A 26,230-nucleotide genomic window follows, 5' to 3' on the forward strand; every position below is an offset into this window, starting at 1 on the left:
GCCATGTTCGTGCGCACCGCCGGGGATCGCGACCTCGCCGCCATCCGGGCGCTGCTGGTCGAGACCTGGCATGCGACTTACGACGCCATCTACGGCGCCGAACGGGTGACAGAGATCACCGATGCGTGGCATTCGATCGCCTCGCTCGCGGCGCGGCTGGCAAAGCCGAACAGCGAGTTCCTCGTCGCCGACGATGGCCAGCGCATTGGCGGCATGGCATTTGCCGAAGCGGTCGATGGCGGCGGCTTGATCATGCTGAAGCAGCTTTACGTGCAGCCCCGCCTGCAGGGCCGGGGCATCGGCGGCATGCTTCTCGACGAGATCATCGAAAGCTTCCCTGAGGCCCGCGCCATCCGGCTGGAAGTGGAAGAGAAGAACACGCGCGCAATTGCCTTCTACCAGGCGAACGGCTTCGTCCAGACCGGCCGCACCGACAATTGCGGTTCGGCCCAATCCGCTATCCCGGCCCTCGTCTATGAAAGGCCGCTTGCCGCATAGCGGCGGACCTTTTCGGGTGCGCAATCCGGCGGTCGAATTCAGCGGTCGAGCCGCAGCCTAAGTGGTGGAGACGTCCACATTGTCGATCAGCCTGGTCTTGCCCAGCCAGGCGGCGGCGAGCAGGCGGCCCTCGTGCCCGCGGCGCCACGGCGCCAGCGTCCGGCTCTCGCGAGCTTCGACATAATCGATCTTGTGGAAGCCGGCCGCGAGTAGGGCGCGGCTGGCTTCGCCTGTCGCGCCGTTCTGGTCGGCGCCGGCCGCCAGCGCCGCGGCTGCCTTGCGCAGGATCACGTTGAGCCGGCGGGCGATCTGGAGTTCGGCCTCACCGAGATAGGCGTTACGCGATGACATGGCGAGGCCATGCGCGTCGCGGATCGTCGGCGCGCCGATGATTTCGACGGGCAGGTCGAGGTCGCGGCAGAGCTGCCTGACGACGCACAATTGCTGATAATCCTTTTCGCCAAAGACCGCGACGTCGGGCGACGCCTGCAGGAGCAGCTTCGCCACGACGGTGGCGACGCCTTCGAAAAAAGTCGGTCGAAAATCCGATTCGAGCCCGGCGGAGGGACCGCCGACCGAGATTTTGGTGGCAAAGCCGGCAGGATACATCTCACCAACCCCAGGCGTGTAGGCAAGATCGGCTCCGGCCAAAGCCAGCTGGTCGAGATCGCGGGCGAGCTGACGTGGATATTTGTCGAGATCCTCGCTCGGCGCGAACTGCGTCGGGTTGACAAAGATCGAGACGATGCAGCGCTCGGCTCTTTCAAGCGCGATCCTGACCAGCGATAGGTGCCCTTCGTGCAAGGCGCCCATTGTCGGCACCATGGCGACGCGAAGGCCGTCGCGCCGCCAGTCGCGGATCCGCGCGCGAAGGCCGGCGACCGTGTCGACGACGAGGGGCCGGCTCATCGGTTGTCCTTGCCCAAGGTGGCCGAAAACACATTTTCGGAACCGGGGAATGTCCGGTCTCGTACCTCGCTGGCGTAACGTGCGGCCGCCTGCGAGACCACGCTGCGCAAATCGGCGTACTCCTTGACGAATTTCGGCACGCGGTCGACGGTGAGCCCGACCATGTCGTCTATGACCAGGATCTGGCCGTCGCAAACGCCACTCGCGCCGATGCCGATAGTCGGAATGGCGATGCGGCGGGTGATTTCGGCCGCGACCGCTTCGACCGTGCCCTCGATGACCATCGAAAAGGCGCCGGCTTCTTCGACGGCGCGCGCATCGGCAAACAGCGCTGCCGCATTCTCGTCGGTCCGGCCCTTGATCCTGTAGCCGCCATCCTTCTCGACGGATTGCGGCAGCAGGCCGATATGGCCCATGACCGCGATGCCGGCATCGACGACTGCGGTGATCTGCCGGGCCATACCGACGCCGCCCTCGAGTTTCACAGCCTGGCAGCCGGTTTCGCCAACGATACGCCGCGCCGAGGCAACCGCTTGGGCCGCCGAATCCTCATAGCTGCCGGCCGGCATGTCGACGACGACGCAAGCCCTGGCCGAGCCGCGCATCACCGCTTGCCCATGCGCGATCATCATCTCCAGCGAGGCGCCCAGCGTCGTTTTGTGGCCATGCAGGACCATTGCGACGCTGTCGCCGACGAGGAGCAGATCGACATGCTCGTCGAGCAGGCGGGCGATGGGGTAGGTATAGGCGGTGAGACAGACGATCGGCACGTCACGCTTTCGGCGGCGAATGGCATCGGCGCCGATGCGAATGTCGGCGGTCGGCGATTTCCTGGCCAATCGTCACCTCCCTCGGCCAACGGTCGGCCGGATACCCGCACGGGGCGCGCGCAGAGCTTTAGAAAGGCTGAGGGTGCTTGGCAAGCACCATACGGCGCCGGCAATGCATCACAGGCTTGTGTCGCCTTACCGGCGCGCCATTTGCGCCCTCTTGGCGGCAAGCCCCTTGCCTTCACGAAGGGCTGACGCCATAAGCAGGAAACGGACGCCATCGGCGCGAGGGTTTGAAGATGAAGACTTTCCTTACGCAGTTTTTCACCTGGTGGAACGGCCAGACGCTTGGCACGCGCCTGCACACTTGGCGGCACGGCAGGAAGGTCGGGCAGGACGAGGTGGGCAACGTCTACTACGAAGGCGGTGTCGATTCCGAAGGACGCACGCGCCGCTGGGTCATCTATCGCGATTATTCCGAGGCTTCTTCTATCCCGCCCGGCTGGCACGGCTGGATTCATCACCGCGTCGACGTCGCGCCGCCGAGCGACGATTACAAGCCGCGCGACTGGCAGAAACCGCATCAACCGAACCTGACCGGCTCGCCCTCAGCCTATCGTCCGAAGGGCTCGGTGCTGACCAACCAGCACCGCCCGCAGGTCACCGGCGACTACGACGCCTGGACGCCCGGATCATAAGCGGGCGTCGATCCTTTATCGCCACAATTGGTGTTTAGCTGCTTGCTGATCAGAAAACGGCGACTAGCCTTTGTGATAGAGAATCACCCGGGCGCTAACCACCGGTATCCCTGCATGAGCATTTCCAGCCTGACATCGATGGGCGCACTGATGGTAGCCGCCGGGCTCACCGTTAGCACCGCGGCACTTGCCGCTTCGCCAACGCCGCCCGCAGCCGCGCCGGCGCCGGGGGCGGACCGAATCACCAACCCGGTCGCCGAATTCGCCGGCATCGACAAGATCACCGGCCGCATCATCACCTTCGACGTCTATATCGACGAGACGGTGCAGTTCGGTGCTTTGCAGGTGACGCCGCGCGTCTGCTACTCCCGGCCGCAGAATGAGGAACCGAAGACCGATTCCTTTGTCGAAGTCGACGAGATCACGCTCGACCGCAAGATCCGCCGCATCTTCACCGGCTGGATGTTTGCCGAAAGCCCTGGTCTCAATGCCGTCGAGCATGCCGTCTATGACGTCTGGCTGAAGGCCTGCAAGCAGAAGTCGGATGTGCCAGCGCCCGATGCGGCCAAGACCGACGCGGCCAAGTCCGATACCGCCCAGCCGAATGCCACGACCGCTCCGGCTGCGACCGAGCCGGAAGCCACGGAACCGCCTACGACCAACGCCAACTGATCCTTCGGAACCGCCCTGACGGCAACGCGTTGGGGCCCTGACGGCCATACGATGCGCGCCGGGAGGATTTTCCGATGTCTGCCAGAAAGCGGATCACCGCCAGCATCAAGGAACTGCTTGAGCTCGAAAAGGGCTTCTGGACAGGCGATTCGGCATTTTTCGCGGCCAATGCCGACACCGAGTGCCTCGTGGCATTTCCGCAGATGGCCCAGACCATGAGCAATGCCGATCTCGCCGAAACCGCCGCCGATCCCAAGCGATGGCGTGATCTCGAGATCGATCTCAAAGGCGTGGTCGAACCAGGCAGCGACATCGTCATCCTGGCCTATGAGGCGCATGCCGTGAGGGGCAATGGCGAAGCCTACGCGGCGCTGGTCAGCACCGGCTATGTCCATCGCGTCAACGGCTGGAAGATGATGTTCCATTCGCAGGCTCCGCTGGAAACGAAGGTCCGCTGACGGGCTGGATCATCAGGGGAAAAACACCGCTTCACCCTTCAGCGCGTCGGCCAGCATCTTCTCGTATTTGCCGCGCGGCACGTCGATTGCGCCGAAGCGCTTGAGGTGTTCGGTGGTGAACTGCGTGTCGAGCAGCGCGAAACCGCGCGCCTGCAGGCGTTCGACGAGATGCACAAGGCAGATCTTCGAAGCATCCGTTTCCCGGGAAAACATGCTTTCGCCGAAGAACACCCTCCCCAGGGAGACACCGTAGAGGCCGCCGACCAGCCGCTCCTCGCGCCAGGCCTCGACAGAATGGCAATGGCCGATGCGATGCAACTGCACATAGGCCTCGCGGATCGGCGCGTTGATCCAGGTGGAACGGCGCTCCTCGCGCCTTTCGGCGCAGCCATCGATCGTCGCCTCGAAATCGAAGTCGAAACGGATGTCGAAGAGGTTTCGCCGAAGCGCCTTCTTCAGACTTTTCGGCGTGTGGAAGCGGTCGAGCGGAATGATGCCGCGCGTCTCCGGCCGCACCCAGAACACTTCCGGATCGGCGGCGCTTTCGGCCATCGGGAAGACGCCCGAGGCGTAGGCCTTGAGCAGAAGGTCGGTCGGGATACGATAGCCTGGCGCGTAGGGGCGAGTCATCGCTTCATTATAGCGGCAAGTCCGGGGCTATTCGCCTTTGGCCAGATATTTTTCCAGCCAGTGGATGTCATAGTCGCCATTGGCGATGTCGGCGTTGCCGACGAGGTCGCGAAACAGAGGCAACGTCGTCTTGATTCCGTCGACGACGAATTCGTCCAGCGCCCGGCGCAGCCGCATCATGCATTCGACGCGGTTGCGCCCGTGCACGATCAGCTTGCCGATCAGGCTGTCGTAGTAAGGCGGGATCTTGTACCCTGAATAGACGCCGGAATCGACACGGATGCCAAGGCCGCCTGGCGTGTGGAAATGGGTGATCGTGCCGGGCGAGGGCGTGAAGGTGCGCGGATCCTCTGCATTGATGCGGCACTCGATGGCATGGCCCTGGAAGCGGATGTCTTCCTGCTTGACCGAAAGACCGCCGCCCGAGGCGACACGGATCTGCTCATGCACCAGATCGATGCCAGTGATAGCCTCCGTCACCGGATGCTCGACTTGCAGGCGCGTGTTCATCTCGATGAAATAGAACTCGCCATTCTCGTAGAGGAACTCGATCGTGCCGGCGCCGGAATAGCCGAGGTCGGCGATGGCGTTGGCGCAGATATCGCCGATGCGCGAGCGTTCCTCGGCGTTGAGGGCGGGTGAGTTGGCCTCTTCCCAGACTTTCTGGTGGCGGCGCTGCAAGGAGCAGTCGCGCTCGCCGAAATGCACGCCCCGGCCAAAGCCGTCGCCGAACACCTGAACCTCGATATGACGCGGCTTTTGCAGGTACTTTTCAATATAGACGGCGTCATCGCCGAAGGCCGCGCCCGCTTCCGAGCGGGCCGTCTGCAAGGCGACTTCGAGGTCGGCCTCGGTATGCGCCACTTTCATGCCGCGTCCGCCGCCGCCGGCCGACGCCTTGATGATCACGGGATAGCCGATCTCTGCGGCGATGCGCTTGGCCTCCTTTTCCTCGGTCACCGCACCATCGGAGCCGGGAACCACCGGAATGCCGAGGCGCTTGGCGGTGCGCTTGGCTTCGATCTTGTCGCCCATGATGCGGATATGGTCGCCGGTCGGACCGATAAAGGTAATGTTGTGCGCGGCCAATATGTCTGAAAACTTGGCGTTCTCCGACAGGAAACCGTAGCCGGGATGCACGGCGTCGGCGCCGGTGATCTCGCAGGCGGCGACGATCTGGTGGATATTGAGGTAGCTGTCGCGCGATGGCGGTGGCCCGATGCATACGCTCTCGTCGGCGAGCCGAACATGCATGGCGTCGGCGTCGGCGGTCGAGTGCACCACCACCGTCTGGATGCCAAGCTCCTTGCAGGCACGCAGCACCCGAAGCGCGATTTCGCCGCGATTGGCGATGAGAATCTTCTGGAACATTAGGGCCGCTCTACTCGATCACGACGAGCGGCATGCCGTATTCGACCGGCTGTGCGTCCTCGAACAGGATCGCCGTCACCGTGCCGGCGCGTGGCGAGGGGATCTGGTTCATCGTCTTCATCGCTTCGATGATCAGCAGCGTCTGCCCTTCCTTGACGTTCTGGCCGATCTCGATGAACGGCTTGGCATCCGGCGAGGGCGCTAGATAGGCAGTGCCGACCATGGGGGAGGCCACGGCGTTTTTCGACACGTCGGCCGCGGCCGGAACGGCTGCGGTGGCAGATTGCGCCGCCGGCGCCGGCGCAAAGGCCGGCTGCGGCGCGGCTATCGCGTGAACCGCCGGCGCCTGCCGCGATACGCGCACCTTCAGGTCACCCAGCTCGACTTCGATCTCCGTGAGATTGGTGTCGTTCAGTATGCCCGCGAGGTCGCGGATCAGCTGCTGGTCAACACCGGTCTTCTTTATCGACATTTTCGAGCCTTCTGTTTGTTGGCCGGTCATAGGCGTGCGGCCAGCGCCTGCAGCGCCAGCGTGTAGCCGAGCGGCCCAAAGCCACAGATCATGCCGACAGCGACCGGCGCGACCATGGAGACGTGGCGGAATGGTTCCCGCGCATGGATATTGGAAAGATGGACCTCGGCGACCGGCAGCGGCGCCACGGAACGGATGGCGTCGTGAATCGCGATCGACGTGTGGCTATAGGCGCCGGGATTGATGACGATGCCGACGGCCTTGTCGCCGGCTTCCTGGATCCAGTCGACGAGGTCGCCCTCGTGGTTCGACTGGCGGAAATCGATTTCGAGCCCGAGCGCCGCGCCCGCCTCTCTGCAGTCCTCCGCGATGGCGGCAAGCGTCTTGCCGCCATAGATGCCTGGCTCGCGCTTGCCGAGCGCGTTGAGATTGGGACCGTTCAGGACGAAAACCGTTTTCAAAAAATGTCGACCTTTTCCGGCACCGGCGTCAAACCGGCGCTGGGCCCTCTATAATGGGCATAGACGCCCGCGGAAAGAGCGCAAGTGCGTTCTTTCACTGTCCACAACAGGCGGAAATGCGCCCGTGAAGAAAACCCGCGGCCGATCAAAGCGCGGCTTTCGCCGCCTCGATCTTCTCCGCCAGGACTTCCTGTCCGAGCGCCCCGAACACGACCTCGTTGCCGACGACATAGGACGGCGTTCCGGTGATCGCCAGCTTGTTGGCGAGATCGTAGGTCTTGGAGAAGGCTTCGGTGATGGACGGGTCCTTCATCTTTTCACGCAGCGTCGCTTCATCGGCGCCGAGCGAAAGCGCGACCTTGATCGCCGCCGCCTCGGTGGCGCGACCCTGGCCGCCGAGCAGCGCATTGTGGAACTCGCCGTACTTCTGCGGCATCATCAGGTGGAAGGCCATCGAAACGACGCTGGCCTTCTGCGAATCCGGGCCGAGGATCGGGAACTCCTTGAGCACGAAACGCAGGTCCGGATCGGCCTTGGTCAGCGCCTGCATGTCTTCGATGGCGCGTTTGCAGAAGCCGCAATTGTAGTCGTAGAACTCGACGATCGTGACCTTGCCGTTCGGGTTCCCGACCACGCCGTCGAAGGAGGAGTTGAAGATCTGCTCCTTGGCGCCCTTGATGACGCCGAGATGGGCAATGCGCTGCTCTTCCTTCTGCTTGGCCTCGAGCGCATCCTGGACTTCCAGCAGCACTTCCGGATTCTTCAGGAGATAATCGCGGATGATACCTTCGACCTCGGTGCGGTCGATCTTGGTATCGTCCGCTGCCGTCTGAAGCGGTTGCGCCGCACCGGCTTCCGCGATTTGCGGGCTGCCGGCCACGAAACCGAACGCCAGCATGGCAAGGGCTATCGCAACTCCCGTGGTGCCCAGCAGCAGTGCCTTTTTCATCGTTCCGTTCCTTTGCCTGTTTTCTGGCCTGGCTGCGTCGCAGCGCACGGCCGGAAGGTTCATTATACCTTGCCCGACGGCTTGTAGTTTATGATGTCCTGGGCGCGAATCCATCGCGGCTCGCCGCGTTTGAGTTGCTGCTGCGCTCGCATGGCGAAGATCTTCGCATCCTTGTAGTTACCGGAATAGAAATGACCCTCGGCCGTGGCAAGCTCGGCGCCTGGTATGTCTCCCAGTTCGCCATAGGCCTGCGCCAGATAGCGGTATCCCACGGAATTTTCCTTGTCGCGTCGCAAGCCGTTGTTGATCTGCACCACGGCCTTTTTCAGAGCGTCTGGGGTGCCCGTCGCCATCAACGCCTGGCCGAGCGAAACCGGCAGCAATCCGGATCGCGCCTTGTCGAGGCTGACCGCCTTGGCGTAGGCATCGGCAGCTTCCTTGGGCTTGTTCGCCTTCATCAATATATCGCCGCGCAATTCCTGGAAATAGGCGTTGCCGGGCTGGGCCTTGATCAAGGCGTTGGTCTTGGCGAGTGCGGTGGCGATGTTGCCGAAAAGATAGGCCGATTGGGCCTCGCCATACTGCGCGGCAAGGCTGCCCTGCATCTTTCGCATCAGCCGCGACGCGGCGGCCTGGCCTTCCATGTAGACAGCGATCTTCACCCGCATCATGTCGTGGCGCAATTGCAGTGCCGGCGCATCGACCTTGTCGAGATAGGGGCTCTGCTTGACCAGCACTTCGAGGTTGGAGATTCGATCGCGCGGCATTGGATGGCTGATCCGGTAGGGATCGACCTGCGCGCCCGACAGCGACAAGGCCGTCTGGAAACGCTGAAACGTCTTCAGCATGCCCATGCCGGACTGGCCGGTGGCGTTGAGATAGGTGATCGCCGAGCGGTCGGCCGTCATCTCCTCGGTGCGCTGATAGGCGAGAATGCTGCGCTGCGCCATCTCGCCGCCGCCAGCCGCCACGCCCACGCCGGCGCCGGCAAGTCCGCGGCTGTTGGTGGTCGCCCCGGCGACCATGGCGCCAGCGCCCAGCAAGGTTGCGATGATGGCCATCGTCTTGGCGCGCTCGAGCTGGTCACGCAGTTTCTGCTGGTGGCCGCCGGCGATGTGGCCGGCCTCGTGGGCGATGACGCCGATGATCTCGTTGGGCGTTTCGGCTTCCATCAAGGCGCCCGTGTTGATGAACAGCCGGCGTCCGGTGACGAAGGCATTGAAGCTCTGGTCGTTGACCAGGACGATGTCGATGCCGTCATTCGCCAGACCGGCGGCCTTGAAGATCGGGCGGGCGTAGTCGCGCACCAGCGCCTCGATCTCGGCATCGCGCACCACCGGCACGTTCTGGGCGAAGGCGCTGATGGAACCAGACACCGCGACGGCGACGCCAAGCGAAAGCGTCGCAACGACGCGCGCTGCCCGGGCAACCATCGATTTGGGTCGGCTCAACATGACGTGTCCACTGGTAGACGAGCGGGCGAAAGATGAAAAGTCGGCACCGGAAAAACTTCCTCAACTTGTGATCCTCACACCAATCGGGCATTTGTGCGGCGCATGCGCCAGGATGTGGCGCGCTCAATCGTCGGATCGAGGTCAAAATGGTCGTTTCGCTCTCACGCCGTGGCAATGTCGAACCCTTCCACGCCATGGATGTGCTGGCCGAGGCGAACCGGCTGAGAGCGACGGGCGCGCCGGTCATTTCCATGGCCGTCGGCCAGCCGTCCGATCCGGCTCCGGCCCGCGTTCGTGCCGCGGCGGCCAGGGCTTTGCAGGACGGGCGCATTGGCTATACCGATGCGCTGGGCCTGGCTGGATTGCGCAAGGCGATCGCGGAACACTATGGGGATCACTATGGGCTTGATGTCGCGCCCGACCGGATCGCGGTCACCACGGGATCCTCGGCCGCCTTCAATCTCGCCTTCCTGGCAATGTTCGATCCTGGTGACCGGGTCGCCATCGCAGCGCCGGGCTACCCCGCCTATCGCAACATCATGGCGGCGCTCGGCATCGAAGTGATCGAGATAGAGCTCGGCGACGCGGCCTATCTTCATGCCGCTCACCTGGAGACCGCGCATCGCGAAAAACCGCTGAAGGGCGTGCTGTTCGCAAGTCCCGCCAACCCGACCGGCGCGGTCATTCCGGCCGATGATCTCGCGGACCTGGTCCGGACGGCGGAGGCGCTCGGCATTGCCGTCATCTCCGACGAGATCTACCACCGGCTGGCCTATGCGGCGCCCGACACCACGGCACTCGCCTTTGGCACCGGTGTCACGGCGATCAACTCCTTCTCGAAATACTATTGCATGACCGGCTGGCGCATCGGCTGGATGGTGCTGCCGGAAGCGCTGGTGCGGCCCATCGAGCGCATTGCGCAGAGCCTCTACATCTCGCCGCCGGAACTGTCGCAGGTCGCCGCAATCGAGGCCTTTGCCGCTACCGAGGAGCTGGAAGCGGTCAAGGGTCGCTATGCCTGGAACCGCGAGCTCCTGATGAAGCGTCTGCCGGAGCTCGGCTTTCCGCTGGCCGCACCGATGGATGGCGCCTTCTATGCCTTTTGCGACGTCACCCGGCACAGCAATGACAGCATGGCTTTCGCCCGCAAGATGCTGGCCGAGGCGCATGTCGCGGCCACGCCCGGCCGTGATTTCGACACCCAGGCCGGGCACCGCACCATGCGGTTCTCCTATGCCGGCAGCCATGACGACATGGTCGAGGCATTGGCGCGCATCGAACGCTGGCTGAGGTAGATCCATGCCGGAACTCGAGCAGGCCCTGGCCGAAGTCGCGGTCGAAATGGCCGAACGCACCGATCGCGGCGAGGTCGCCACCTATATCCCGCAGCTCGGCAAGGTTGATCCGAAGAAATTCGGCATCGCAGCCGTCACCAATGACGGCCGTGTGCTGATGGCGGGCGACGCCGACCAGCCCTTTTCGATCCAGAGCATCTCGAAAGTGTTCACCTTGACGCTGGCGCTGGGCAATGTCGGCGACGCGCTGTGGAAGCGGGTAGGGCGCGAGCCTTCGGGCAATCCGTTCAACTCGATCGTGCAACTTGAGCATGAGAACGGCATTCCGCGCAATCCCTTCATCAATGCCGGCGCCATTGTCATTTCCGACATCCTGCTTGCCGGCCACCAGCCGCGCGAGGCGATCGGCGAGATCCTGCGCTTCATCCAGTTCCTCGCTGACGACGAGACCATCATCATCGACCGCGAGGTGGCGGCGTCGGAGCGCGCCACCGGCTATCGCAACTTCGCGCTCGCCAACTACATGAAATCCTTCGGGAATCTTCATCATGCGCCGGAGCTGGCGCTCGGCGTCTATTTCCATCATTGCGCCATCGCCATGAGCTGCCGGCAGCTGGCGATGGCCGGCCGGTTCCTCGCCAATGGCGGCAAAAATCCGGCGACCGGACATTCCGTGGTGTCGGTCGAGCGGGCACGCCGCATCGGCGCCATGATGCTGACCTGCGGCCACTATGACGGCTCCGGCGATTTTGCCTTCCGCGTCGGCATTCCGGGCAAGAGCGGCGTCGGCGGCGGCATATTGGGCATCGTGCCCGGCGTCGCCTCGCTCGCCGTCTGGTCGCCCGGCCTCAACGCCAACGGCAATTCCAGGCTGGGCTCGATCGCCCTGGAAAAGCTCGCCAGGATGATGAACTGGTCGATCTTCGCGCCGTAACGTTCCGGCAAACCAGATATGAAAAATCCCGCGCCGTCTTTCGACCGGCGCGGGATTTTTTGTTCAGGAAGTCAGTTCAACGGGCTGAAATCTCAGAAGAAGCCTTTCCGCTGCCACCAGCCGGCGCGCTTCGGCTTCTCTTCGGTCTTGGTTTCCGGCTCTTCGGCGACGGTCGAGGAAACCACCGGCACGACCGGCGCATCGATGGCCGCCGGCTTGCGTCGCGACGGACGGGCCTTCGGTGTTTCCTCGGCGGTCGCTACCGCTGCCGCTGCCTCGTCCGATGCCGTGGCTGGCGTCTCGGCGGGTGCCGGAACGGCCAGTTCAGCGATCGGCTCCTCGGCGACAGCCTCGGCGGCTGCCTTCTTCGGCTTGGCTGCGCGCCGCGGCTTCTTGGGCTTCTCGGCGGTCGTCGCCTCGTCGCTCACTGGAGCCACCGGCTCTTCCGCAGCCACGACGGTTACCGGCTCGATCGCAGGCTCGCTTTCGGAAGCATCGACCCCGGAAGGTTCGGTCGCTTCATCGGCGCTCGCCTCGGCCTCGCCTTCGCCGTCCTCGCGCCGGTTGCGCTTGCCGCCACGCTTGCCGCGGCGACGCTTCTTGCCCTGGCCTTCGTCGGATGCTTCCGCCGTTTCGGCAGTTCCGACCGCGGGGACCGGAGCCTCGTCGCCGGCTTCCGCCTCGTCACGGCTCACCGGGCTTTCCGACGTGGACAAATCGTCGGTCTGCGCGGACACGGAAGCGCCGTCGATGTGGCCATGCTCGCGATCGCGATCCTTGCCGCCGCGGCGTCTGCGGCGCTTGCGGCGCTTGCGGTCGCGGCCTTCGCCCTCTTCGCCGGGCCTCTGCTGGTGCTGACCTTGCTGCGGCTGACGCGGCTGTTCGGCCTGGGCCGGTGCTTCGTCTTCCTCCTCGACGATGGTCTCATCCTCGGGCTCTTCCGGTTCGACATAGGCCGGCAGGGTGCGTGCCTCGACGAAGCCTTCAGGCTTTTCGGCCAGCGCGCCGCGGAAGATCGCATAATGCTGCGAACCGACCGTGTCGTCGGCCTCGAGCGTGATGGTCAGGCCGAAGCGGCTTTCCAGTTCCACCAGCGTGCCGCGCTTGTGGTTGAGCACATAGAGCGCGGTCGCCGCGGGCGTGCGAACCGTGATGTGGCTGCGCGAATCCTTGAGCAGGAACTCCTCGATCGCCCTGACCACCATCAGCGCGACAGACGAATCGGAGCGCACATGGCCGGTGCCGCCGCAATGCGGGCAAGGCTTCATGGTCGATTCCAACACGCTGGCGCGGATGCGCTGGCGCGACATCTCCATCAGGCCGAAATGCGAGATGCGGCCGACCTGGATGCGCGCGCGGTCGTTCTTGAGATGATCCTTCAACCGCTTCTCGACGGCACGGTTGTTGCGGTTCTCCTCCATGTCGATGAAGTCGATGACGATCAGGCCGGCAAGGTCGCGCAGCCTGAGCTGGCGGGCGACTTCCTCCGCCGCTTCCAGATTGGTGTGGAGCGCGGTGTCCTCGATCGAGTGCTCCTTGGTCGAGCGGCCCGAATTGACGTCGATGGCGACCAGCGCCTCGGTCTGGTTGATGATGATGTAGCCGCCGCTCTTGAGCGTCACTTGCGGCTGCAGCATGCGGTCAAGCTGCGCCTCGATGCCGTTGCGCACGAAGATCGGCGTCGTATCGCGGAACGGCTGAACCACCTTCGCGTGGCTCGGCATCAGCATGCGCATGAAGTCCTTGGCCTCGCGGTAGCCCTCTTCGCCGGAGACGAGGATCTCGTCGATGTCCTTGTTATAGAGGTCGCGCACCGAACGCTTGATCAGGCTGCCTTCCTCGTAGACGAGGGCAGGGGCCGTGGACTGGAGCGTGAGATTGCGCACGTTCTCCCAAAGCCGCATCAGATATTCATAATCGCGCTTGATCTCGGCCTTGGTGCGGCTCTCGCCGGCGGTGCGCAGGATGACGCCCATGCCTTGCGGCACTTCGAGATCGGCGACCACTTCCTTGAGGCGCTTGCGGTCCACAGCACTGGTGATCTTGCGCGAAATTCCGCCGCCGCGCGCCGTGTTCGGCATCAGCACGGAATAGCGGCCGGCAAGCGACAGATAGGTGGTGAGCGCTGCGCCCTTGTTGCCGCGCTCTTCCTTGACGACCTGCACCAGCAGGATCTGGCGGCGCTTGATCACTTCCTGGATCTTGTACTGGCGGCGCATCGGCTTGCGGCGGTTGCGCGCTTCCTCCAGGGCATCCTCGGCGCCGACCGATTCGACCTCGTGATCGTCCGGATGCGAAGACTGAACCTCTTCCAGCATGCCGCGATCATCGTCCCTGGATTCACTGCCCTGTTCCGTCAGCGGGACGGGTTCGGAAATCACATCGGCGTCGACGGAGGCGGCGATCGACGTCGGGCCGCCCTCGCGGGTCTCGCCTTCGTCCTGTCCGGACGATTCGTCGCTCTGCTCGGGAGAGGCTTCGCCATGATTGGATGCATCCGCGGCCTGTTCCGGGATATCGGCCGCATGTTCGATGGTTTCCGAACCGTGGGAAATGTTCTCCGAGACGGCGTCATTGCCATTGTCGGCGTCGCCTGCCTCGCCGGCCGTTTCGGTTGCCTCGTCGGCATCGGTCCCGCCCGCGTCGCGCTTGTGTTCTGCGCGGTCGCGGCCCTTGCCGCCGCGCCGGCGTCCGCGCCGGCCGCGATCACGGCTCTGGCGGTCGTCGCCTTCGCCGTCCTCATCGTCCTCGTCCTCGGCTTCCTGCGCTTCGGCGCGCAGCAGCGCCTGACGGTCGGCGACGGGGATCTGGTAGTAGTCGGGGTGTATTTCACTGAAGGCGAGGAAACCGTGACGGTTGCCGCCATATTCGACAAAGGCTGCCTGAAGGGAGGGTTCGACGCGCGTTACGCGGGCGAGATAGATGTTTCCTTTGAGCTGCTTCTTGTCCTGTGATTCAAAGTCGAATTCTTCGATACGATTACCGCGTACGACGACAACGCGTGTTTCCTCCGGGTGGGAGGCGTCTATCAGCATTTTGTTGGGCATTATTTCGTTTCCCCCCGGCAGCCGTCAGCCGCAGCTTGCGGCGCAAGGGCCGCTGCTGTGTGTCTGGATGAATGTGGGTGCCGGATGTCTGAATGTCCGCCGGACGGTGCCTGCGCGCCATGGCGGTGCCGCCCGCAGCCATATTGGCGCGGTTTGATGCGGACCTTTCCATGATTGCGCTTGAAGCCATCGTCACCAGCAGAACCTTTTGAACCAAAGCCCGGAAACCGGACCAGCTTGTTTGCTCATACAGAGCCGGCGCGGGACAAACCCGGCCGTTTTCCTCACGCAGGCGATTCCCCCGCCACGGGCGCACACCTGCGAAATTCGTCGCGATCACCTGAACCCTTCTCGCATGGAGCGAAAGGAGCCGCCTTTCGTCTCACCTGTAGCGGGAAGCTGCGGAGGAGGGCGGTTCCAGGATTGCAGTGATCCACTATCGCTTTTATGATTTGGCGGGTTGGAAGGCAACCCCGATTTCCGACGCCGGCAAAAGCGGTTCCGCCACGTAAGCACGGGTCCGGGCCTCGCGTGAAAAGGCTTGGTTAACCTTCTCTGGATACCAATCGTTAATCGAGTTCGCGGCCTAACCGGCACTTCGACTACATGACCGGGCGCCTTGGCGCCAAACCGGGAGCGACTGCAAAGAGATGGGACTGGCAGGCTTCATAGACAAGGGCAGTCGTGCCGGCGGCCGTTTGCTCGCGATCTTCTGCCTCCTGCTGTCGATGACCATCTCGTTGGTCGCCAACGCCGCCGATGCCCCGCTCACGGCAACCGGTTACAAGATGGCGGGCGATGCCACCAAGATGCGCATCGTCATGGATTTCGACCGTGAGCCCGACGTCAAATGGTTCCTTTTGCGCGGGCCCAATCGTCTGGTCATCGATCTGGCGAATACGAAGTTAGCCATCGATGCCAAGGATTTGAAGCCTCGCGGGCTGGTCAAGGGCGTGCGCCTGGGTGAGTTGGAGGCAGGCGTGTCGCGGCTGGTTCTCACCGGCAAGGGGCCGTTCGCGGTCGACAAGCTCGATGTTCTCAAGAACGAGGACGGCGCGGGCTACCGCATCGCCATCGACATGTCGGCGGCCTCCGAACGCGAGTTCGACACTGCCCTTGCCAATCAGGCGCTGACCACCGGTTCCACGGTTTCGACCGACAAGGGCGGGCGGGTCGGCACCGGGCCGGTCTCCAATCCGGGCCATCGCTTCACCGTCGTCATCGATCCGGGCCATGGCGGCGTCGATGGCGGTGCCGAGGGCCTGAACGGCACCGTCGAAAAGAACGTCACGCTGGCTTTCGCCACGGAACTGCGCGACAAGCTCGCCGCCGTCGGCAGATACGATGTCTTCATGACGCGCGACACCGACGAATATTTGCGGCTGGACGACCGCGTGCGCATCGCTCGCCAGCATGAGGCCGACCTGCTCATCTCCATTCATGCCGACACTATCAGCCTCAAGGGCATCCGTGGCGCGACCGTCTATACCGTTTCCGACAAGGCTTCGGATCCGGAAGCGCAGGCGCTTGCCGATCGCGAAAATCTCTCGGACCAGTTCGCCGGCATGGTGATCCAGGACGACAACAAGGAAGTCACCGATATCCTGATCGACCTGATCCGCCGCGAGACCCATACCTTCTCGATGAGTTTCGCCCACACGCTGGTCGGCCAGTTGTCGACCAGCGTCGGCCTCATCAACAATCCGCAGCGTTCCGCGGGATTCAAGGTGCTGAAAGCGCCTGACGTCCCCTCCGTGCTGGTCGAACTCGGCTATCTCTCGAATGCCAAGGACGAGGCGCAACTGCTCAACGCCGACTGGCGCGGCAAGGCGGCGCAAAGCATCACCAACGCCGTCGCGCTGTTCGCTTCCGCGCGTGCCGGAACGGGAACCGGGGGCTGAAATGCCTGACGACGCCTGCAACCACAGGCAGCGTTGCGCGGCGACAACACCCGACGCTTTTATTTCCGACTCACGGCCGCGAAATCCGGCCTTGCCGTATTTTGCCCACATGGTAGCGACATGGGTTTTCGATTACGGGTTGGGACCGGCTCGAATGCTTGCGCGGAAGGCGGCTTCGTTTAGGAAATTCCCGAACCAAGGACTGGAGCGGGCATGATTCGTCTCATTGGCTATTTCTTCGGTATCGGCACGACGCTGGCCCTGCTGGTCGCGGCGGGGGTTGCCATCTATATCGGGCATTTGTCCAAGGATCTGCCCGACTATGAGGTGCTGGCCAAGTACGAGCCGCCGGTGACCACCCGAATCCATGCCTCGGACGGCGCGCTGATGGCCGAGTACGCGCGCGAACGGCGCCTGTATTTGCCGATCCAGGCCATCCCCGACCGCGTCAAGGCGGCCTTCCTGTCGGCCGAGGACAAGAATTTCTACAACCACCCCGGCATTGACGTGACCGGCCTGGGCCGCGCTATCATCGTCAACCTGCAGAATTTCGGCTCGGGCAGGCGTCAGGTTGGCGCCTCGACGATCACCCAGCAGGTGGCGAAGAATTTTCTGCTGACCTCGGACCAGACCTACGAGCGCAAGATCAAGGAAATGATCCTCGCCTTCCGCATCGAGCAGGCCTATTCCAAGGACCGCATTCTCGAACTCTACCTCAACGAAATCTTCTTCGGTTTCGGCGCCTATGGCGTGGCGGGTGCCGCGCTCACTTATTTCGACAAGTCGGTGAACGAGCTGACCGTGGCCGAGGCCGCCTATCTGGCCTCGCTGCCCAAGGGGCCGAACAATTATCACCCCTTCAAGCATGCCGACCGCGCGCTTGAGCGCCGTAACTGGGTCATCGACCAGATGGTCGAGAACGGCTACGTTACGCGCGAGGAAGGCGACAAGGCCAAAGCGGAGCCTCTCGGCGTCACGCCGCGCCGCAACGGCACCTATCTGTTCGCCGGCGAATACTTTACCGAGGAGGTGCGCCGCCAGATCATCGCCCGCTACGGCGAGAACGCGCTCTATGAAGGCGGCCTGTCCGTCCGCACCACACTCGACCCGAAGATCCAGCTCATCGCCCGCAAGGCGATGCAGAACGGCTTGATCAAATACGACACGCTGCGCGGCTACCGCGGGCCGCTAAAGACGATCGACGTGTCCGGCGACTGGGGTGTGCCGCTGGGCAATGTGAAGGGGCTGGAAGACGTTCCCGAATGGAAGCTCGCGGTCGTGCTCGACAGTTCGGCATCCGGCCTGTCGATTGGCTTGCAGCCGGCACGCCAGGCGTCGGGCGACATCGTCAAGGAGCGCGTCGAAGGCACCGTCAGCAAGGAAGACATGGGCTTTGCCATGCGCCATGTGGTCGGCGGCAAGACGGTCAGGGCCAAGTCGCCGGCCGATGTGCTGAAGCCGGGCGACGTCGTCTTCGTCCAGAAGAACGAAGGCTCCGACGACGCCTACAGCCTGCGCCAGGTCCCCGAAGTGGAAGGCGGCCTGATCGCCATGGATCCACACACCGGCCGCGTGCTGGCCATGGTCGGCGGCTTCTCCTACGCGCAGTCGGAGTTCAACCGCGCCACCCAGGCCATGCGCCAGCCCGGCTCTTCGTTCAAGCCGATCGTCTATTCCGCGGCGCTCGACAATGGCTATACGCCGGCGTCGGTGATCATGGACGGGCCGATTACCATCCAGAGCGGCAACACGACCTGGACGCCGAAGAACTACGACGGCACGGTCGCTGGTCCGGCAACCCTGCGCTCCGGCATCGAAAAGTCGCGCAACCTGATGACTGTGCGCCTCGCCAACGACATGGGCATGAAGCTGGTCGTCGAATATGCCGAGCGTTTCGGCGTCTATGACCATCTGGCGCCGTATTTGCCGATGGCGCTGGGCTCCGGCGAGACGACGGTGATGCGCATGGTTTCGGCCTATTCGATCATGGCCAATGGCGGCAAGTCGATCAAGCCGACATTGATCGACCGTATCCAGGACCGCTACGGCAAGACCGTCTTCAAGCAGGACGAACGCGGCTGCGAAGGCTGCAACGCGGCCGAATGGCAGAACCAGCCCGAACCTGAGCTTGTCGATAATTCCGAACAGGTTCTCGATCCGATGACCGCCTACCAGATCACCTCGATGATGGAAGGCGTCGTCCAGCGCGGCACCGGCGCCACCATCGCCGAGCTCGGACGCCACATCGCCGGCAAGACCGGCACCACCAACGACGAAAAGGACGCCTGGTTCATCGGTTACACGCCAAACCTCGTCGTCGGCCTCTATATGGGCTACGACACGCCGCGCGGCCTTGGCCATGGCGCCACCGGCGGCGGCCTCGCCGCTCCTATCTTCAAGGATTTCATGCGCGTGGCGCTGGATGGCACGCCCAATGTCGACTTCAAGGTTCCCGAAGGCATGAATCTGGTCGCCATCAACCGCAAGACCGGCATGCGGGCCAATTCGGGCGATCCCGGCACCATCATCGAGGCCTTCAAGCCGGGCACCGGGCCAGCCGACAGCTATTGGGTGATCGGCATGGGCGCTGACGGGTCCAATGCCTCCGGCGGCGCGCTGTCGCCTCAGGCCAACCAGGCCATCCAGTCGGGCGGCGGCGGCCTCTACTGACGGGTATGCATGCAGGATTGGGCCGGCCCTGGGCCGGTCCAATTTGCTTTACAGGCGGCGGCGCCGTCCCTATGTATCGCGCCGACCAGGCGTCACTTTCAGCAACAGGATAAAACATCAGGCCATGCGCGCGGAAACGCAGAATATTGTCGACGAGATCAGGCAGGCAATTACCCTGCTGAGGAGGCATCTTTGACTGGGATCAGGCCATAAAGCGGCTTGAATATCTCAACGTCCGCGCCGAGGACGCCAGCCTCTGGAACGAACCGCTGGAAGCGCAGAAGCTGATGCGCGAGCGCCAGGGCCTCGAGGAAGGCATCGCGGCGGTCAGGGGCCTGACCCAGGCGCTGGAAGACAATATCGGCCTGATCGAACTCGGCGAGGAAGAGGGCGACGAGAGCGTCGTTGCCGAGGCTGAGGCAGCGATCCGCTCGATGCAAGGCGAGGCGAAGGCCCGCCAGGTCGAGACGCTGCTGTCGGGCGAAGCCGACGCCAACGACACCTATCTCGAAATCCACGCAGGCGCCGGCGGCACCGAAAGCCAGGACTGGGCCTCGATGTTGCTGCGCATGTACACGCGCTGGGCCGAGCGCCGCCGCTTCAAGGTCGAGGTGCTGGAAGTGCATGACGGCGAAGAGGCAGGCATCAAGTCTGCGACGCTGCTGATCAAGGGCCACAATGCCTATGGTTGGCTGAAGACGGAATCCGGCGTCCATCGCCTGGTGCGCATTTCACCCTATGACAGCAACGCGCGCCGGCACACATCCTTCGCCAGCGTCTGGGTCTATCCCGTCATCGACGATACGATCGAGATCGACGTTTCCGAATCCGACGTGCGCATCGACACCTATCGTTCGTCCGGTTCAGGCGGCCAGCACGTCAACACCACCGATTCGGCGGTGCGCATTACCCATCTCGCCACCGGCATAGCGGTCGCCTGCCAGGCCGAACGTTCGCAGCACAAAAATCGGGCAAAGGCCTGGGAGATGCTGCGCTCGCGGCTTTACGAGGAAGAGCTGAAGAAGCGCGAAGCCGTCGCCAACGCCACCGAAGCATCGAAGAGCGACATTGGATGGGGTCACCAGATCCGCTCCTACGTGCTGCAGCCCTATCAGCTGGTGAAGGATCTGCGCACAGGTGTCGAAAGCACCAGCCCGTCGAGCGTGCTCGATGGCGACCTCGATGACTTCATGGAAGCCTCGCTGTCGCAACGCATCGAGGGTGGTGCTGGGGAAGCGGTGGCGGACCTGGATTAGGGCCGGCGCCTACAGTGCCACACATTTGGATTGGATGATGGCTCGCAAGCTTGTTGGAAAGTGCTTCTGCGGCGCGGTGCACTATGCGGTCGCTGACGAGTTCCTGTACGCGGCGAATTGCCATTGCTCGAACTGCCGGCGCACGACAGGTTCGGCTTTCAAGCCCTTCGCGGGCATCGAACGCGCCAAGTTTGTCCTGACCAAGGGCCACGACATGTTGCTGGTCTTCGGCGACGACAACGGCCATGACGCGCACTGCAAGCGGTGCGGTTCGCTGCTCTATTCGGTCGTGCGCCAGGGCGCCTTCGTCCATGTCGCGATGGGAACGCTCGTCGACAACCCGAGCATCCGCCCGACCGAGCATATCTTCGTCGGTTCCAAGGCGCCATGGTACACGATCAGCGACGGCCTGCCGCAGTATGACGAACACGTGATCACAGGACCTGCTGGCGAATAGGCCGGAACTTCTCTCGCTGAATCTCGTTATCTGCGATCCCGTCTGCTGGGCATGGTTGTGCCTGCCTATCCAATCGAGAGACGGCGCCTGTTTTCTGTTGCCGATGCGCGGCATTCAGCCTGCGACATCGGCATGCAGTGGTTTCTTGCGCCGACTCACAAATCGGCCCACCATCCATGGTCGAGGGGAGACAAAAGCATCTATGGCCGGGCGCGGCAGAAATGCCTGCTGACGATCCGGCCGCTGGGAAGACACGTTTCAGGAACGGGCAAGCGAAACGCTTGATGCTCGTCGAAAGGAGCGCTTCCATGTCTGCTGCCCCATCAAAATCGGCTCGGGCCGCGGTGGGCCGACTCATGCTCTGCCTGCTTGCAATCGCAGCGATTGCGTTGCCGATGGCGCCTGCCTTCGCCCACGACGCCAAGCCTACAGCGGCGAAGCCGCTGGGTTGGAGCTATCCATTCGCATGCTGCGCTAACTACGATTGCCGCACGGCCCATACGGGCGAGGTTTTGGAAAAACCCGAGGGTTATGTGATCGCCGGCACGGGGGAAGTTGTCCCCATGACCGATAAGCGTGTGAAGGACAGCCCGGACGGCGAATTCCACTGGTGCGCGCATCAAGCGGGTCTCGACGCGGGTAAGACGATCTGCCTGTTCGTGCCGCCGCGTTCCTACTAAGCCCGAAAGGCGCAGCGGCGACCGGCCCGGACCGCGATGGGCGGGGGCCTGCTGACGGACGGTTGCCAGGACCGCTCCTTTGTGTTGCGTTGCCTGCGGGCGGCGGACAAGGGAGAGGTGACGTCCATGACCATCAAGGGAAGCTGCCACTGCAAGGCGACGATATTCGAGGTTTCGCAAGCGCCGCAGACGCTGACGCAGTGCACTTGTTCGTTCTGCTCGAAACGCGGCTCGCTTTGGGCCTACTACACTCCTGCGCAGTTCAAACTCCTCACGCCGCAGAAGAATGTTTCCTTCTATCAGTGGGGATCGAAGACCGTTAAGCACGGTTTTTGCGACACCTGCGGCTGCGGGACCTTCACCGAAACACCGGACTGGTCGAGCGGAGAGCCGGATTTCGACAATCCCAAGATCAGCGTCAACTCGCGGTTGTTCGACGATTTCGACCTGGACAAGGTCGAAGTGGTGGCCATCGACGGCAAGAATCTCTGGTAGATTCCTGGACGCCCAATCGGGAAAATCGTGCCCCGGGGAAAAGCCGTTGCCGGTGTTTTCCCGTTCCGCTTTTCGCCGCATTTCATGGTACAAGTCGCGCGAAGGGCTGATTTGGCGCCATCGCAAGGCGTGACTTGGAGAGGGACAATCCTATGAAGAAGACCGTGCTCGTCGTCGTGGCGACGGCTGTGCTGGTGAGCGCCTGCACCACCACCGATCCGTATACCGGCGACCAGAAAATTTCCAACACGGCGGCCGGTGCCGGCCTCGGCGCCTTGGCCGGCGCCAGCCTTGGCCTGCTTGCGGGCGGCAATGATCGTCGCAACGCGCTGATCGGCGCCGGCATCGGGGCGCTGGCCGGCGGCGCCATCGGCGCCACCATGGACCAGAACGAAGCCGAACTGCGCCGGCAGTTGGAGGGCACAGGCGTCAGCGTCACCCGCTCCGGCGACCAGATCATCCTCAATATGCCGTCCGATATCACCTTCAACGTCGATCAGGATGCGGTGAAGCCCGGCTTCTACCAGGTGCTGAATTCGGTCGCGCTGGTGCTGAAGAAGTTCAAGCAGACCACGGTCGACGTGTTCGGCCATACCGATTCGACCGGCGGCGACCAGCATAATTTCGATCTGTCGCAGCGCCGCGCGCTGGCGGTCGCCAACTACCTGGCTGGCCAGGGCGTCGATTCGCGCCGCTTCGCCGTCACGGGATTCGGCAAGACCCGTCCGGTAGCGTCCAATGCCACCGCCGAGGGTCGCGCTCAAAACCGTCGCGTCGAGATCCAGCTTTCGCCGCTCACCTGAGCAGCATCGATCAGAATGCAAAAACGGCCTCGCAAGGGGCCGTTTTTGTTTGCAAAATGCGACCGACGGCCAGGCCTGCGGCCCCCGGGTTCTTCCATGATCTTACGGTGAGGTCGGCTTATCGACCGTCGCTCGTTGGGTCAGGCGCTGCCGCCGGACGACATGGGCAACGATCAGTCCATGAATGAGCAGCCCGACCGCAAGTCCAAGGATATGGAAGCCCGTTCCCGAACCGGAAAGCGTCAGGATCGACCAGATGGATGCGGGTACGAACAAGACAATTGCGGTGATGAGCCCGGGGTTGTAGCTGCGCATCCTGATGGCCTGCGCGACGTGAACCAAAGCGTTGATCAGGGTGGTGTAGGCGGCGATCAGCCCTATCCCGGCATTGACCGTGACAGCGAGGGTGAAAACCAGGGAGTAGATGCCCCATACACCCGGTACGTTGATCACAAAGACATCGAAGCGGGTAAGCAGCGGCGCCCCGCCGCCGAGCATCTTATTGACGAAAAGCCGGAACCGGTCCTCGGCGTGCTCCTCGTATTGGTGGAGCATGTAAATCGGGATCAGCAGGAAGACGGCGAGCTCGGCTGTCTCCAATCGAGCAGCCAGCCCGATCGCCACCACGCACAGGGTGAGGCCGGCGAGCACGCCACCATAGACCCAATCTTCCACCAGACGCTTCATCACGCCACCTTCGGCGAGGCCGCGCGTCCTTGCAACACACGACGATATCAGACCTTGGCAACGATGCGCATGAAGGCCGGCGTGTCGTCGCCGAAGCCAACGGTGGTGTCGCTCGGCGATGACGGCAACAGCTTCACCGGCCGCGACCGCCGCGCTCAGATTGAGATTGGCGTGCCAGAGAATTAGCCAGTCCTAAATAACCGCTTTCCCGCAGCCATGGAAAGGAATAGCATCGTCGCTGTTCCGGAGGGGATGAGGCGGTACACTTGGCCGCGCAATAAGCATTTTCTTTTTCAGCCTCGGTCTTGCACGGCCAGATCAAAAAAATCTGGGAGGAATGCATGACAAGAACAGCCAGCCTTGGGCGCTGCGGCGTCTTCGCTTTAACAGGTCTTGTAAGCGCATGGTTGGGCGTCGCGGCGGCTCGAGCCGAGGATGCCAACAAAGCTGACATCGAGGCCTTGAAAAAGTCGCTCGCCAAATATGAGGACTACACCGCGGCTGTCCGCGACCTTTATCTGTCGACGGTCGGCTGCGTCTACTATAGCGGAGAAAAGATATCCGGAGCGATGTACTACCCGAAAGGCGCCATGGGCATCCATTTCGTCAACGTCCCAAGTGTCGGCCAAAAACTCGACCCGATGCGCCCCAATGTGCTGATCTACGAGCCGACGAAAAACGGTCTGCGCCTGGTCGGGGCGGAATGGCTTGTGCCGCTGACGCCGGACGTCAAAGAGCCACCGAAGCTGTTTGGCCAAACCTTCATGGGTCCGATGGAGGGACACTATCCGCTCATCCCGAGGGAGTTCGTCCACTACGATCTTCACGCCTGGCTGGGTGATAATCCGAACGGCATGTTCAGTCCGACGAACCCGAACGTGAAATGCAACAAGGCCGAGTTTCCGATGTTGGAGAAACCGACCAAGATGATGCCTGGGCCGATGTAACGGCCAGCCCAGCCAGGAGCTTGCCGGGAGGGCAAGCCGGATGGCCGTCTTGTCTTGGAACCACTCGTCGGTCAGCCCTTGGCGACGATGCGCATGAAGGCCGGCATGTCGTCGCCGAAGCCAACGGTGGCGTCGTTTTCGTCTTCTCGGTTGCGGGCAGGGCGACGGTCATCGCGCTGCGGCCTGGTGTCGCCGCGCTCCGGTGCACGTCGCTCGCTGCGCGCCGCGGAGCTCTTGCGCTCGGAATTTTCCGAGCGGATAGCGTCCTTGCGCGTGCGCCGCTCACCAGTGCCGGCGACCGTTTCCTCGGTCGCGACCGGCTGTTCCTCGCGCACGGTTTCCGGTGCCGCGTCTTCGCCGTGCTTGGCCTGGCGTCCGCCTCTCTTGCGCTCGCCCCTGTCCTTGCGGTCGTCGTCCTTGCGGCCGGCGCGCCGCGGCGCACCGCGGCCACGGCGCGGTGCTTCGTCCTCGCCTTCGCTGGCCACCACCGTCGACAGGTCACCGTCATGCCACTCGATCTTGGTGCCGATCAGCCGTTCGATGGCGTCGATGTACTTGGTGTCGGACTTGGTCGCGATGGTGAAGGATTTTCCGGAGCGCCCGGCGCGGCCGGTACGGCCGATTCGGTGGACGTAATCCTCGGCATGGATCGGGACGTCATAGTTGAAGACGTGGCTGACATCGGGAATGTCGAGGCCGCGCGCGGCCACGTCGGAGGCGACCAGATACCGCAGCTTGCCGTCGCGGAAATTGGCCAGCATCTGCATGCGCGCGCGCTGGTCCATGTCGCCATGCAGCGCGCCGGCGTCGAAGTCATATTTCAGCAGCGAGCGGAACAGCTCCGACACCTCGATCTTGCGGTTGCAGAAGATGATGGCGTTCTTCAGCTCCGCATCCTCGGCCTTGATCAGGTTGCGCAGCGTCTCGCGCTTGTCCCAGGGTTTGGAACCGGACTTCACCAGCCGCTGGATGATGTTGGTCGCGGCGGAGGCGGCCTTTGAAACCTCGACGCGCACCGGCGCGTGCAGGAACTTTTCGGTCAGCTTGGTGATCTCGGGCGGCATCGTCGCCGAGAAGAACAGCGTCTGCCGGGTGAAGGGGATCATCTCGCAGATACGCTCGATATCGGGAATGAAGCCCATGTCGAGCATGCGATCGGCTTCGTCGATGACGAGGATCTCGACGCCGTTGAGCAAGAGCTTGCCGCGCTCGCGGTGGTCGAGCATGCGGCCGGGCGTCGCGATGAGCACGTCGGCGCCACGCTCCAGTTTCTTGTCCTGTTCGTCGAACGACACGCCGCCGATCAGCAGTGCGATGTTGAGCTTGTGGTTCTTGCCGTATTTGATGAAGTTTTCCTCGACCTGCGCCGCAAGCTCGCGGGTCGGCTCCAGGATCAGCGTGCGGGGCATGCGGGCGCGGGCGCGGCCCTTTTCCAGTCGTGTCAGCATCGGCAGCACGAAGGAGGCCGTCTTGCCGGTACCGGTCTGTGCTATGCCAAGCACATCCTTGCCCAGAAGCGCGTGCGGAATGGCGCCGGCCTGGATCGGCGTCGGCTTGAGGTAGCCGGCGTCGGTGACTGCGGAAAGGACCTTCGGCGATAGGCCGAGGTCCGCGAAAGTCAACGCTTCTTGAGCGGTCTGGGTGTCTGAGGACAAGTTCTGGCTGTCTTTGGCTGTTCGGGGAAGCGCAACGGCATCCGTCGCGGCAGGCGCCGCG

General features: G+C 63.3%; 26 protein-coding genes. 15 read left to right on the forward strand and 11 right to left on the reverse strand.

What is annotated here, in order from left to right; all coding sequences use genetic code 11:
* Positions 1-3 precede the first annotated feature (3 nt).
* Positions 4-498 carry a GNAT family N-acetyltransferase gene (locus FJ428_RS25020; RefSeq protein WP_140558684.1) on the forward strand — a complete coding sequence of 165 codons (495 nt, stop codon included), beginning with the start codon at positions 4-6 and terminating at the stop codon, positions 496-498.
* Positions 499-555: 57 nt separating this feature from the next.
* Here the strand turns inward: FJ428_RS25020 and panC are convergent, their stop codons facing one another.
* Together panC and panB are read right to left on the reverse strand one after the other, a co-directional pair.
* Positions 556-1,407 carry a pantoate--beta-alanine ligase gene (gene panC, locus FJ428_RS25025; protein ID WP_140880422.1) on the reverse strand — a complete coding sequence of 284 codons (852 nt, stop codon included), beginning with the start codon at positions 1,405-1,407 and terminating at the stop codon, positions 556-558.
* A complete protein-coding gene (gene panB / locus FJ428_RS25030) occupies positions 1,404-2,246 on the reverse strand; it encodes a 3-methyl-2-oxobutanoate hydroxymethyltransferase (protein WP_140631707.1) in 843 nt (280 codons plus the stop codon). Before panB ends, panC begins: the two co-directional genes overlap by 4 nt.
* 230 nt (positions 2,247-2,476) lie before the next feature.
* On the opposite strand from panB, the gene FJ428_RS25035 reads away from it, so the two are divergent.
* From FJ428_RS25035 to FJ428_RS25045, 3 genes are all read left to right on the forward strand, one after another.
* The gene (locus FJ428_RS25035; RefSeq protein ID WP_140493670.1) at positions 2,477-2,875 is read left to right on the forward strand and encodes an NADH:ubiquinone oxidoreductase subunit NDUFA12; all 399 of its coding nucleotides are present in this window, start codon (positions 2,477-2,479) and stop codon (positions 2,873-2,875) included.
* A 114-nt stretch (positions 2,876-2,989) separates the two neighbouring features.
* On the forward strand, positions 2,990-3,547 hold the full coding sequence (locus tag FJ428_RS25040; RefSeq protein ID WP_181167384.1) for a DUF2155 domain-containing protein: 558 nt from the start codon (positions 2,990-2,992) through the stop codon (positions 3,545-3,547).
* Between the two features lie 74 nt (positions 3,548-3,621).
* Entirely contained in the window at positions 3,622-4,005 is a 384-nt protein-coding gene (locus tag FJ428_RS25045; protein WP_140561024.1) for a hypothetical protein, read from the forward strand.
* Between the two features lie 12 nt (positions 4,006-4,017).
* Here FJ428_RS25045 and aat read toward each other — a convergent pair whose 3' ends face one another.
* The 6 genes from aat to FJ428_RS25075 all read right to left on the reverse strand — a co-directional run bounded on the left by aat (position 4,018) and on the right by FJ428_RS25075 (position 9,342).
* The gene (aat, locus tag FJ428_RS25050) at positions 4,018-4,635 is read right to left on the reverse strand and encodes a leucyl/phenylalanyl-tRNA--protein transferase (RefSeq protein ID WP_140517639.1); all 618 of its coding nucleotides are present in this window, start codon (positions 4,633-4,635) and stop codon (positions 4,018-4,020) included.
* Between the two features lie 27 nt (positions 4,636-4,662).
* Positions 4,663-6,006: an acetyl-CoA carboxylase biotin carboxylase subunit gene (accC, locus tag FJ428_RS25055; protein WP_140493663.1), complete on the reverse strand. Its 1,344-nt coding sequence runs from the start codon at positions 6,004-6,006 to the stop codon at positions 4,663-4,665.
* A 10-nt stretch (positions 6,007-6,016) separates the two neighbouring features.
* A complete protein-coding gene (accB, locus tag FJ428_RS25060; RefSeq protein WP_140561025.1) occupies positions 6,017-6,478 on the reverse strand; it encodes an acetyl-CoA carboxylase biotin carboxyl carrier protein in 462 nt (153 codons plus the stop codon).
* Positions 6,479-6,504: 26 nt separating this feature from the next.
* Positions 6,505-6,939 carry a type II 3-dehydroquinate dehydratase gene (gene aroQ, locus FJ428_RS25065; protein WP_140522126.1) on the reverse strand — a complete coding sequence of 145 codons (435 nt, stop codon included), beginning with the start codon at positions 6,937-6,939 and terminating at the stop codon, positions 6,505-6,507.
* 145 nt (positions 6,940-7,084) lie between these two features.
* Entirely contained in the window at positions 7,085-7,888 is an 804-nt protein-coding gene (locus tag FJ428_RS25070; protein WP_140522128.1) for a DsbA family protein, read from the reverse strand.
* A gap of 62 nt (positions 7,889-7,950) precedes the next feature.
* Positions 7,951-9,342: a M48 family metalloprotease gene (locus FJ428_RS25075; protein ID WP_140522130.1), complete on the reverse strand. Its 1,392-nt coding sequence runs from the start codon at positions 9,340-9,342 to the stop codon at positions 7,951-7,953.
* Between the two features lie 146 nt (positions 9,343-9,488).
* On the opposite strand from FJ428_RS25075, the gene FJ428_RS25080 reads away from it, so the two are divergent.
* Positions 9,489-10,637 carry an aminotransferase class I/II-fold pyridoxal phosphate-dependent enzyme gene (locus tag FJ428_RS25080; RefSeq protein WP_140558692.1) on the forward strand — a complete coding sequence of 383 codons (1,149 nt, stop codon included), beginning with the start codon at positions 9,489-9,491 and terminating at the stop codon, positions 10,635-10,637.
* 4 nt (positions 10,638-10,641) lie between these two features.
* On the forward strand, positions 10,642-11,571 hold the full coding sequence (locus tag FJ428_RS25085) for a glutaminase (protein ID WP_140880423.1): 930 nt from the start codon (positions 10,642-10,644) through the stop codon (positions 11,569-11,571).
* Positions 11,572-11,663: 92 nt separating this feature from the next.
* Here FJ428_RS25085 and FJ428_RS25090 read toward each other — a convergent pair whose 3' ends face one another.
* On the reverse strand, positions 11,664-14,618 hold the full coding sequence (locus tag FJ428_RS25090; RefSeq protein ID WP_140880424.1) for a ribonuclease E/G: 2,955 nt from the start codon (positions 14,616-14,618) through the stop codon (positions 11,664-11,666).
* A gap of 650 nt (positions 14,619-15,268) precedes the next feature.
* On the opposite strand from FJ428_RS25090, the gene FJ428_RS25095 reads away from it, so the two are divergent.
* The 7 genes from FJ428_RS25095 (at position 15,269) to FJ428_RS25125 (ending at position 22,880) form a co-directional block, all read left to right on the forward strand.
* Positions 15,269-16,519 (forward strand): N-acetylmuramoyl-L-alanine amidase, encoded by a 1,251-nt coding sequence (locus tag FJ428_RS25095; RefSeq protein WP_140880425.1) that lies wholly within the window; start codon positions 15,269-15,271, stop codon positions 16,517-16,519.
* Between the two features lie 213 nt (positions 16,520-16,732).
* Entirely contained in the window at positions 16,733-19,189 is a 2,457-nt protein-coding gene (locus FJ428_RS25100; protein WP_140493638.1) for a penicillin-binding protein 1A, read from the forward strand.
* Between the two features lie 124 nt (positions 19,190-19,313).
* Positions 19,314-20,445 (forward strand): peptide chain release factor 2 gene (gene prfB, locus FJ428_RS25105; protein WP_140493636.1). Its coding sequence is split into 2 segments (ribosomal slippage): positions 19,314-19,379 and positions 19,381-20,445, totalling 1,131 coding nucleotides; the frame shifts between segments, so codons are not numbered across the junction.
* A 37-nt stretch (positions 20,446-20,482) separates the two neighbouring features.
* The gene (locus FJ428_RS25110; RefSeq protein ID WP_140517633.1) at positions 20,483-20,902 is read left to right on the forward strand and encodes a GFA family protein; all 420 of its coding nucleotides are present in this window, start codon (positions 20,483-20,485) and stop codon (positions 20,900-20,902) included.
* Between the two features lie 308 nt (positions 20,903-21,210).
* On the forward strand, positions 21,211-21,582 hold the full coding sequence (locus FJ428_RS25115) for a hypothetical protein (RefSeq protein ID WP_140493631.1): 372 nt from the start codon (positions 21,211-21,213) through the stop codon (positions 21,580-21,582).
* Between the two features lie 126 nt (positions 21,583-21,708).
* On the forward strand, positions 21,709-22,077 hold the full coding sequence (locus tag FJ428_RS25120) for a GFA family protein (protein ID WP_140493629.1): 369 nt from the start codon (positions 21,709-21,711) through the stop codon (positions 22,075-22,077).
* A gap of 152 nt (positions 22,078-22,229) precedes the next feature.
* Positions 22,230-22,880, forward strand: coding sequence for an OmpA family protein (locus tag FJ428_RS25125; RefSeq protein WP_140493627.1), 651 nt, complete (start codon positions 22,230-22,232; stop codon positions 22,878-22,880).
* 102 nt (positions 22,881-22,982) lie between these two features.
* Here FJ428_RS25125 and FJ428_RS25130 read toward each other — a convergent pair whose 3' ends face one another.
* Complete coding sequence (locus FJ428_RS25130) at positions 22,983-23,567, reverse strand: HXXEE domain-containing protein (RefSeq protein WP_210239750.1); 585 nt, start codon at positions 23,565-23,567, stop codon at positions 22,983-22,985.
* 54 nt (positions 23,568-23,621) lie between these two features.
* Here FJ428_RS25130 and FJ428_RS30905 point away from each other — a divergent pair, with 54 nt between their 5' ends.
* Positions 23,622-23,753 (forward strand): hypothetical protein, encoded by a 132-nt coding sequence (locus FJ428_RS30905; protein WP_263483010.1) that lies wholly within the window; start codon positions 23,622-23,624, stop codon positions 23,751-23,753.
* A 155-nt stretch (positions 23,754-23,908) separates the two neighbouring features.
* The gene (locus tag FJ428_RS25135; protein WP_140494984.1) at positions 23,909-24,514 is read left to right on the forward strand and encodes a hypothetical protein; all 606 of its coding nucleotides are present in this window, start codon (positions 23,909-23,911) and stop codon (positions 24,512-24,514) included.
* A 71-nt stretch (positions 24,515-24,585) separates the two neighbouring features.
* On the opposite strand, the gene FJ428_RS25140 is transcribed toward FJ428_RS25135, so the two are convergent.
* Positions 24,586-26,169, reverse strand: coding sequence for a DEAD/DEAH box helicase (locus FJ428_RS25140; protein ID WP_181167385.1), 1,584 nt, complete (start codon positions 26,167-26,169; stop codon positions 24,586-24,588).
* Positions 26,170-26,230: the final 61 nt, after the last annotated feature.

The sequence above is a fragment of the Mesorhizobium sp. B2-8-1 genome, from assembly GCF_006440955.1.
Lineage (GTDB): Bacteria > Pseudomonadota > Alphaproteobacteria > Rhizobiales > Rhizobiaceae > Mesorhizobium.